The 9195-nt window shown below is 66.6% G+C and carries 7 protein-coding genes; 4 read left to right on the top strand and 3 right to left on the bottom strand.

What is annotated here, in order from left to right; all coding sequences use genetic code 11:
• Window positions 1–19: 19 nt before the first annotated feature.
• Together NA11_RS07275 and NA11_RS07280 are read left to right on the top strand one after the other, a co-directional pair.
• Entirely contained in the window at window positions 20–1381 is a 1362-nt protein-coding gene (locus NA11_RS07275) for a glycosyl hydrolase family 28-related protein (protein WP_069160973.1), read from the top strand.
• 4 nt (window positions 1382–1385) lie between these two features.
• Window positions 1386–2744, top strand: coding sequence for a GNAT family N-acetyltransferase (locus NA11_RS07280; RefSeq protein WP_084654265.1), 1359 nt, complete (start codon window positions 1386–1388; stop codon window positions 2742–2744).
• 79 nt (window positions 2745–2823) lie between these two features.
• Here NA11_RS07280 and NA11_RS07285 read toward each other — a convergent pair whose 3' ends face one another.
• The 3 genes from NA11_RS07285 to NA11_RS07295 form a co-directional block, all read right to left on the bottom strand.
• Complete coding sequence (locus tag NA11_RS07285; protein WP_069160975.1) at window positions 2824–3921, bottom strand: glycosyltransferase; 1098 nt, start codon at window positions 3919–3921, stop codon at window positions 2824–2826.
• Window positions 3921–5288, bottom strand: a complete 1368-nt coding sequence (locus NA11_RS07290; RefSeq protein WP_069160976.1) for a glutamate-1-semialdehyde 2,1-aminomutase — start codon at window positions 5286–5288, stop codon at window positions 3921–3923. Before NA11_RS07290 ends, NA11_RS07285 begins: the two co-directional genes overlap by 1 nt.
• Window positions 5289–5413: 125 nt before the next feature.
• On the bottom strand, window positions 5414–6694 hold the full coding sequence (locus NA11_RS07295) for an MFS transporter (protein WP_069160977.1): 1281 nt from the start codon (window positions 6692–6694) through the stop codon (window positions 5414–5416).
• A 70-nt stretch (window positions 6695–6764) separates the two neighbouring features.
• On the opposite strand from NA11_RS07295, the gene NA11_RS07300 reads away from it, so the two are divergent.
• Together NA11_RS07300 and NA11_RS43770 are read left to right on the top strand one after the other, a co-directional pair.
• Window positions 6765–7727 (top strand): helix-turn-helix domain-containing protein, encoded by a 963-nt coding sequence (locus NA11_RS07300; RefSeq protein ID WP_069160978.1) that lies wholly within the window; start codon window positions 6765–6767, stop codon window positions 7725–7727.
• A 196-nt stretch (window positions 7728–7923) separates the two neighbouring features.
• On the top strand, window positions 7924–9195 hold a 1272-nt coding region (locus tag NA11_RS43770; RefSeq protein ID WP_141717455.1), incomplete at its 3' end, for a DUF222 domain-containing protein.

Raw genomic sequence — 9195 nt, forward strand, 5'->3', positions numbered from 1 at the left:
GCGGGAGCGAGGCGCAGTCATGAGCAACAACACGGTCGGCCGGCGAAGCATGCTCGCCGCGGCGCTCGGGGCCGTCGGCGCGGTACCGGTCATGGCGGCCTGCAGCAGTACGCCAGAAAGCCCGGGCATCGAATTCCGTTCCCCGCTCGTCACCGACGCGCCCGCGGCCCGCAACGTGCGTGACTTCGGCGCCGTCGGCGACGGCGTCGCCGACGACACCCTTGCCATTGCCGCGGCGGCCGCGGTGAAGGACGCACCGCTGGTCCTGTACCTGCCCGCGGGGCACTACAAGGTGACCGCCTGGCCCGAACTAGCCGACTACGCCACGATTCTCGGCGACGGCGCCGATGTGACCATCGTGGTCTGCACGACCGACACCACGCTGATCACGCTGCGCAAGCGCAGCCGGGTGCGCTTCGCCCGCATCGGCTTCTACATGTCCGGGCCGAAGTCGACGGCGGTGGTATTGAACGAGTGCTTCCGGTGCTCGTTCGACTCGGTGGTGATCCGCGGCAACCATCTCAGCGACAACCATCCGCGCTACCTCGAGCAGCGCGGCGTGGTGTTGGAGGGCAACACCGGCGGCACCGCGTTCCTCAACTGCGACATCAACAATTTCGGCTTCGGCATCGTCACCTCGTGCATCCAGAACTACGTCACCTCGTCCAAGCTGACCAGCAACTACATCGGCGTGCTCGGCACCGGCAACGACCACAACGCCGGATTGGCGCTCACCAACGTCGAATTCGTGTCCGACCTGGATCCGCGCACCACCGACAAGCACATCGTCATCGACGGGGCGGCAAACGACTGGTGGCTCACCAACGTCTGGTTCGAGGGCGCCGACATCGCGCTGTCCGTCGGCAGGCGTGACGGCGGCGGGCCCGCGCAATTCGGCATGACCAATTGCAAGGTAGCCGCCCGCACGGTCGGCATCGATCTGATCTACTGTCGCCAGCCCTATCTCGCCAACGTGCAATTCGACAGGGATCTCGACCGGCCGCCCATCGAACTACGTATCGATCCGACCGGTTGCCCCGAAGGGACGGCGGTCAACCTGATCTCCACGGCAGCAGACGATCTCAACCCCGCCGTGTTCCCCGAACGCTGGCATGTGCTCGGCCGCACCAGCACTCACGCACCGTCGTTCACCGGAACGGTGGTCGCCAAGGCCGGGCGCGGCGATGCCGATATCTTCCAGGCCCAATCCGCCGACGGCGTAGTGCGTTCCGCCGTGCTGGCGAGCGGGACCTGGCTCTCCGAACACACCGAGGGAGGTGTTGTGCTCAAGGATTCCGCCGGAACGTATTGGCGCCTATCGATCTCGACCGAGGGCGCGCTCAAGACCATGCCGCTGGGCAAACAACGACCGCGCGAGTAGGCCTATGACGACTCGTCCGAACTCGTTGGTGCGTATCGAACTGGGTCCCGTCTCCCTACGCGGCCGCTCCGTGGTGCTGCGGCCACCGCACTATGCGGACTATCACCACTGGCGGCGTATTCGACTGCGCGATCAACGTTTCATCGAACCGTTCTGGTACAGCTCGACACTGGACTGGACCGCTCGACATTCCGGAACCCATTGGGTCCGTGAATGTTTGACCGGTCGTGCCGAGGCGAGGGCGGGACGAAGACTGGCCACCGTCATCGAGGTGGACGGCCGGTTCGCCGGCCAGGTCGAGCTCGGCTCGATCGACCGGGCCGCAGGCGCCGCCGAGCTCGGCATCTGGATCGATGCCGAGCTCGCCAGGCACGGGATCGGCGGCATGGCCGCGGCGCTGCTGCTGGATTTCGGGTTCGATCGGATCGGCCTGAGCCGGATCACCGCGCCGATCTCGCCGGATAATGTCGCCGCGGCCCGCGGCGCCGCCGAGATCGGCTTTCGCCGAGAAGCGTTGATGGGCCGCTACTTCGACGTCGGCGGCGGGCGGCGCGATCACGACCTGTGGGCGCTCACCACCGCGGACCGACCGCAGGCCGGGTTCGTGCGCTTTTGGCTGGATCGCTACGACACGGCCGATCCTGGCGCAGCGCCCGCGCCACCCGACGAGGCCACCGGTGCCTCGTTGTCCACGCTCACACTCCTCCTCGCCACCGCCCGCTACTACACCGGGCGCCTGATCCACCTCTTCGATCCGCTGCGCAGGCCGCGTTCGGTCCGGCTCGCCGATCCCGACCATCCGACGGTGGTGCTGCGCACCCGGCGATTCGGCGACTGGCGGCGGTGGCGCGTCGCCCGCGTGGGCGCACACGCCGCCCTCGCGCCCGAGGCCGACGCGGCGACCTGGGCTCGCCAGCACAGCTTCCCGCAGTGGGTGCGCCAATTCCTGTGCAGCCGACCAGGTCTCCGCTCCGCTGGGGGCCTCGTGCTGGTGATCGAGGTGGCGGGCGTCTACTCCGGCGAGGCCAAACTGTTCGACCTCGACATGTTCGATCGCAACGCCCGCATGCTCGTGTGGACCGACCCCACCCACCCCGACCTGCTCCGCACCACCGCCACCCGGCTCCTCCTCACCCACGCTTTCGGTCCACTCGGCCTGCGTCGCGTCGCCACCGCTATTTCGCCTGACGACCAACGCTCCGCCGAAATCGCCACCCACGCGGGCATGGTGTGCGAGGGCCGCATGCGCGCCTACCTCGCACCTACCGGCCACCGCACCGACCACGACCTCTGGGCCATCACCACCCCCGCCCCGCCCGAACAGTCCGCAGACTCCCCCACGCCCTTGTCCGAAGTCGAGTAGCGGCCACCTTCACACGGTAGCGCCGCAACCTGCTGTCGAAGCCGCGCCCGCCTTGGTTCGGTTGGCGACGGTCGCCCGGTCAGAGGTAGGGCGCGACCGTCGCGGCGATCTGCGTGCGAAATGCTTTGGAGGAGAAGGTTTCCGCGTGCGCACGGATTGTGCTGGCATTGAACGTGGCAGGCGTGAAGCGACTCATCGCTCCAGCGAGTGCATCGATGACAGCCTCGTCGGAGCCGTAGGGGACGTGCTCGCCGGTGACGCCAGGGACGACCGTATCGAGCGACCCGCCCCGGTCAACAGCGAGCACCGGGGTGCCGCAGGCCATGGCTTCGACAGGGACGATGCCGAAGTCCTCCACCCCGGGCATCAGCAGCGCCTGACAGCGTCGATAGGTGTCGAGCAGTACCTCGTGTGAGGTCGCCCCGAGGAAGGTGGTTTCCGGACCTGCGAGGGCTTCCAGATGCGCGCGGAACCGGCCGTCGCCGAGGACGACCAGGCGGCACCCCGCGCGCTGAGCGGCACGAATCGCAAGGTCCGCGCGCTTGTAGGGAACGAGTCTGCCTGCGAACAGGAAGAAGTCATCGCGGGACACCGTCGGATCGGGCGTGAATCGATCGATGCCCACCGGCGGGTAAATCACTGTCGCAGGCAGACCCCACCAGTCGCCGACTCGTTCGGCCACGGCGCGAGAGTTGGCGATGACATGGGAAAGCCGAGGGGCAGCACGTAATTCGGACCGGCGCGCCAACCGGCCCAACGCGGTCAGAGCGAGTTGGCCCGCACGCCCCCCTGCCTCCTGGGCGCGAAAGTCCTTGTCCCACGCCCACCGTGCCGGACTGTGCACGTAAGCGATCACGGGAGCATCGGTGGCAAACGCGGCCTGGGTGGCAAACGCGTGATGACTCACCAGGACCGCGTCGAACCGGTCGAGCGGGAGCTTGCGCAACGCGCGAGGCACGAAGGGCAGCAGCGGCGCATGCGACCGTCGCCCGGTTGCCGCGTAGGCACGGCTGAGCCACGTGTCGTGCACAGTGTCGAGCGGCGGCCGGACACCGTCGGGTTCGACGATGGGCGCGAACACCTCAGTGTCCTCCCATGTTTCGGCGAGCTCTCCGACAACTGCCTCGGACCCACCGAATTCGGTGAACCGCTCGTGCACGATGGCGATGCGTGGCATCACCCGTGTCCCTGGCCGATACGACGAGGTGCCGCGGTGCGCCGGATCGCGGGCGCGACGGGACGGCCGACGAGCAGACCTTCTACGCTGCCTTGTTCGATCGCCTTGCGATAGGTGGCTGCCGCGTCGCGGCACGCAGCAATCGTCTGATCGATGTCGTCATCGGTGTGGGCCGCGGAGGTGACGAAGGACTGGCCGAGGACCCCGCGGTGCAGGAGTTCCTGGAGGAACAAGGTCCGGAACTCCTGGGAGGGGTGACCGTGGTGGTCGCGGGTGGCGAAGATGAGGCACGACGGGCGGCCGAGTACCTGAAGGTGTTCGGCGATGCCGAGATCGGCAGCGATGGCATTGACGCCGTCGGCGAGCCTGCGGCCTGCGCGTTCCATGCGGTCGATCGGGTCACTGGTCCGATACTCGTGCACGACGGCCCGGAAGGCGGCCAGCGATCCCGATTCCGGACCGTGCGTGGTGGACAACAGGAAGACCCGGTTGTGCTCGGTGCGCAGCCCGCCGAGTTCCATCACCTCCCGCTTGCCTGCCAGCGCGGACAGTGGAAACCCGTTTCCCATCGCCTTACCCCAGCAGGACAGGTCGGGCCGGACTCCGTACACGGCCTGCGCGCCACCCGCCGACCACCGGAAGCCGGTGATCATCTCGTCGAAGACGAGCAGCGCACCGTGCCGATCGCACAGAGCCCGAACCCCTTCCAGGAAACCAGGTTCCGGCTCGGCGAGCGCGGTGGCCGCCTCCAGCACGACCGCGGCGATCGCACCCGAGTCCAGCACTGCCGCCAGCGAAGGGAGATCGTTGTATCGGAATCGCACGGTGCTCGCGGCGGATTCGGCCGGGATCCCACTGTTCATCGCGGTCGTGCCGATGAACCAGTCGTCGACCGAGAAGAACGGCTGATCACAGACGGCGATGGCGGTCCGCCCTGTGGCCGCTCGCGCGAGCCGCACCGCCGCGGTGGTCGCATCCGAGCCGTTCTTGGCGAACTTCACCATGTCTGCGCCGGGGACCAGGGACAGAAAGTCTTGTGCGGCAAGCAGTTCCAACTCGGTCGGCCGACTGAAGCTGACACCGTCCGCGATGGCGCGGTGCACGGCCTCCAGCACCGGCGCAAAACCGTGCCCCAGCGTGACCGACCGCAACCCCATGCCGTACTCGACGTAGCTGTTACCGTCGGCATCCCACACCCGGCACCCTTTGCCCCGCACCAGGACTGGGGCCATTAACTCGGGATACTGGTCGGCGCCCCTGGCGTAGGTGTGCGCACCACCGGGAATCACCTCGTGCAACCTGGCCTGTAACGCGTTGCTACGGGTGAAGCGGCGGGTTCCCGCGTCATCGTCTGAAACAGGCTCCATGGTCGGCTCCCGGAGAGTCGGTCTACGCACAAGCGCGGCGGATGCCTCCACGAATCCCCCTGCCCGCAACGGGTCTCCGCATCACTGTACGTCCGGTCCCGAGTGATTGTCCGCGCATCAGCGCACTACCGAACAGGGGATGATTCCGTCACGGAGGCTTGGCCGGGATGTTCGTACAGGTGACGGTGGGTGTACGTGCGGGTGATCACCGCGAGCCACCCGGTGGCGACGGCCGCGATACCGCCGACGATGAGCAGCAGCGTCGCGGGTGACAGTCCGGTCCGGCTCTGGGCGATCGACAGCAGGAAGGGAACGGCGAATCCGAGGTAGCTGAGGATCTGGTACACGGCGGTGGCGGTGCCGAGCGCGTGTAGCCCCACGATCTGTTGAACCTCGACCAGGCCACGGAACTGCGTGAAACCGTAAGCGACGCCGAGTAATACGGACGCAGAGAACACCATCCACGGTGAACGCCAGTGAGCAGCCCACGCCGCAACGCCGATGCCGAAAAGGGCAACGCCCATCGAGATCAACAGCAGCCGAGGGGATTCCGGGTGCGGTATCCGTCGGATCAACGGCTGCACCACGATGCCTGCCGAGGCGGCCAGGCCGATGACGATGGCGCCGAACGCCATGGCATGTCCGGCGATCTCCGGCGCGATGAGCGCGGGAAGGTAGGCCAAAGCGATTGCCGCCGTGCCGAATACCCATGGCGCGAACGGCAGCAGCACCAGCACGAAGTGGGCGACGACGCCGGGTTGGCGAGTAGTGGCGGCGTCCTGTGTCGGCGATGCAGTCTGCGCCGCGTGCCGCCGCGGATCCGGGGCGCGTCGTACCGCCACCACCGCGATGGCCAACAGGACCAGGTGCGGCAGGTAGGGCAGCACCGTCGGCGCACTGAGCCACTGTGCACACAGGCCGGATACCAATGGGCCTGCCGAGAAACCGACGGTCATCGCGATGGTGGCCCGCCGCGGTCCGGCCGCCGCATCGCCCGCGGTGCTGGAAAGCTCTTTGACCCACACCGCGCCGGTGCCGAAGGCCAGGCCATTGGCCACGCCCGAGAGCATCCGTCCGGCGAACAACGCCGACACCGCCTCGCCGCCATAGATCAGCAAGCAGGTGCCGACCGCCGAAATCGCCAGCGACACCAGCACAATAGGCTTGCGTCCGAGACGATCGGACAGTCTGCCGCCGATCAGCAGGGCCGGGATCAGACCGAGCGCATAGAGTCCGAAGATCGCGTTCAGCACTGCGGCGGTGAGTCCGAGTTCGCGTGCGTACAGGACGATCAACGGCGGGAACTGATTCGCACCCCAGCCCATCACCGCCAACGCCAACCCCGGTCCGAGCCAAGCGCTCTCGCTGACTGTTGTGGTGCGGTCCTGCGCTTGTGTCGAAACCATGATTCCACTCCACCGGCTGGCGCATTCGGCGACAAGTGACCGATCGGACACTATGCGTACACTTTCAGTCATGACTGGTGTGGTGGCGCTCGCGCTGAGCGACCAGGTGGGTCTCTATGAACTCGCCGCCCCTTGCACGATCTTCGGGACCGACCGCTCCGAACTCACGGACGGGCGAGGGTGGTACGACTTCCGCGTGTGCGCTCCCGGTGCCACCCGGGTCGGCAACTGGTTCGTCTCCGCAACCCCGTACACCTACGACGATCTGCTCGACGCGGACACCGTGGTCGTCCCCGCCTGCCACGACCTCGACCTGCAGCCGCCGCCCGACCTGGTCGACGCGCTGCGGCAGGCCCATCGCCGTGGCGCCCGCATGGTCTCGCTGTGCACCGGCGCGTTCGTCCTCGCCGAGGCGGGACTACTTGACGGCTGCCGCGCTACTACACACTGGATGCACGCAGGCACCCTTGCCCGCCGCTACCCGCGCGTCGAGGTCGACCCCGATGTCCTCTACATCGACGAGCACCCGGTCTTGACGTCGGCAGGCAAGTCGGCGGCGCTGGACCTGTGTCTCTACTTGGTGCGCAAGGATTTCGGCGCGAGCGTGGCCAACACGGTGGCCCGCAGACTGGTCACCCCGCCGCACCGCGAAGGCGGGCAAGCCCAATACATCACCACGCCGACCGTCCCGCGGACGCCGGACCGCCTGGCGGACACCGTCGCCTGGGCGCACGAGAATCTGGATCAGCCCATCACCATCGACGATCTCGCCCGCCGAGCAGGCGTCAGCGTCCGAACCCTGCACCGCCAGTTCAGATCTCAGCTGGGTACCAACCCGCTCACCTGGCTGCACCACCAGCGCCTCGCGCGTGCTCAGGAACTGCTCGAGCACACTGATTACACGATCGACCGGATCGCCGAACGCTCCGGATTCGGTACGGCTCATGCGCTGCGCAGGCACTTCCAATCCATCTTGCACACCACACCGGATACATACCGCCGCACGTGGGACATCAATCGGTCAGCCCGGTAAGTCACATGCCTCGGCGTCCGCAGGCTTTTCAGAGAGCATGGACTCGGAGGCGCTTCGGCAGCTTTGTGGGAGTGGGGTCGGCGGGTTGCGGCGTGTCGAGGCTGCCATTGACTGCCATGGACTGCCATGGACTGCCAAATTTGGGTTCGGTGTGAAATGGCTGGTAGTGCATGGTTTTCGCGGGTAGGCTTCGAACATGTCTTCGAGTAGCGTGACTGTCGCTGATCCCGGTGTGGAGGCGGCGTTGTGTGCGCTCGAGGCTGGGCTTGCTCGGTTGTGTGAGGTGCGGACTGATGCGTTGTCGAATCCGGATCGGCTGGTGGTGATGCAGCGGTTGGAGACGGTGGTGCGTGCGTTGCCGGGGGTGGGGTTGGAGTTGGTGGCTCAGATGCGGGAGCAGTGGTCCAATGATGATTTCGCGACGCATTCGGTGATCGATACTCTGGCTGATGGGTTGCGGATCAGTCCTGCTGAGGCGCGTGCGCGGTGGCGTGCTGCGGATGATTTGGCTCCGCGTACCGGGTTGGATGGGCAGGTGTTGGAGCCGGTGATGCCGGGCACGGCTGCCGCGCAGCGGGAGGGGGTGATCGGCGGGGCGCATGTGAAGGTGTTGCGGGACTTCGTCGGGCATTTGCCCTCGTGTGTGGATAGCGTGACTCGGGATCAGGCCGAGGCTGAATTGGCTGGGCATGCCCGGGTTTTGCGGCCTGACCAGTTGCGTCAGGTGGCTGATCGGTTGGATGCGATCCTCAACCCTGATGGCGTGTTCAGCCCGGCCGATCGGGAACGGCGTCGTGGTTTCATTCTGGGTAGGCAGGGCCCGGATTTGATGAGTAAGTGCACTCTGGTGGCTGATCCGGAGTTGCGTGCGTATTTGGAGGCGGTGTTCGCCAAGTACGCCAAGCCTGGTGCCTGTAATCCTGAGGACACGGTTCGTCATGTCGATGACGAACCCGATCCTGATGCGGCCGAACGGGATTCGCGTTCCGGACCGCAACGCCAGCACGACGCGGTCAAAGCAGTGTTCCGGGCGATGCTGGCCTCCGGGCAGCTCGGACACCACCGTGGATTGCCGGTTTCGGTGGTGGTGTCGATGACCCTGCGGGAGCTGGAAAGCGCTGTCGAACACGTCCAAGCCGCCACCGCTGACATCGATGTCGATGTCGATGTCGACCAGCACACCCCCACCCACCACAGGCACTCGACACCAGCCGACCGCGAGCAACCAACACCTGACCACCACGGACAGTCGACACCTGACCACCACGGACAGTCGACACCTGACCACGGTGGACAGCCGACACCTGACGACCACGGACAGTCGACACCTGACGACCACCGGCAATCAACTCCCGACCAGCACGGGCAACTGACTCCCGCTCTCTACGGGCACTCAACACGTGACCATCGTGGGCAACCGACACCTGCTTACGGTGAACTGCGTGTTTCCGGTCCACCCGTGGTTACT

This window comes from Nocardia altamirensis NBRC 108246 (assembly GCF_001612685.1).
GTDB lineage: Bacteria > Actinomycetota > Actinomycetes > Mycobacteriales > Mycobacteriaceae > Nocardia > Nocardia altamirensis.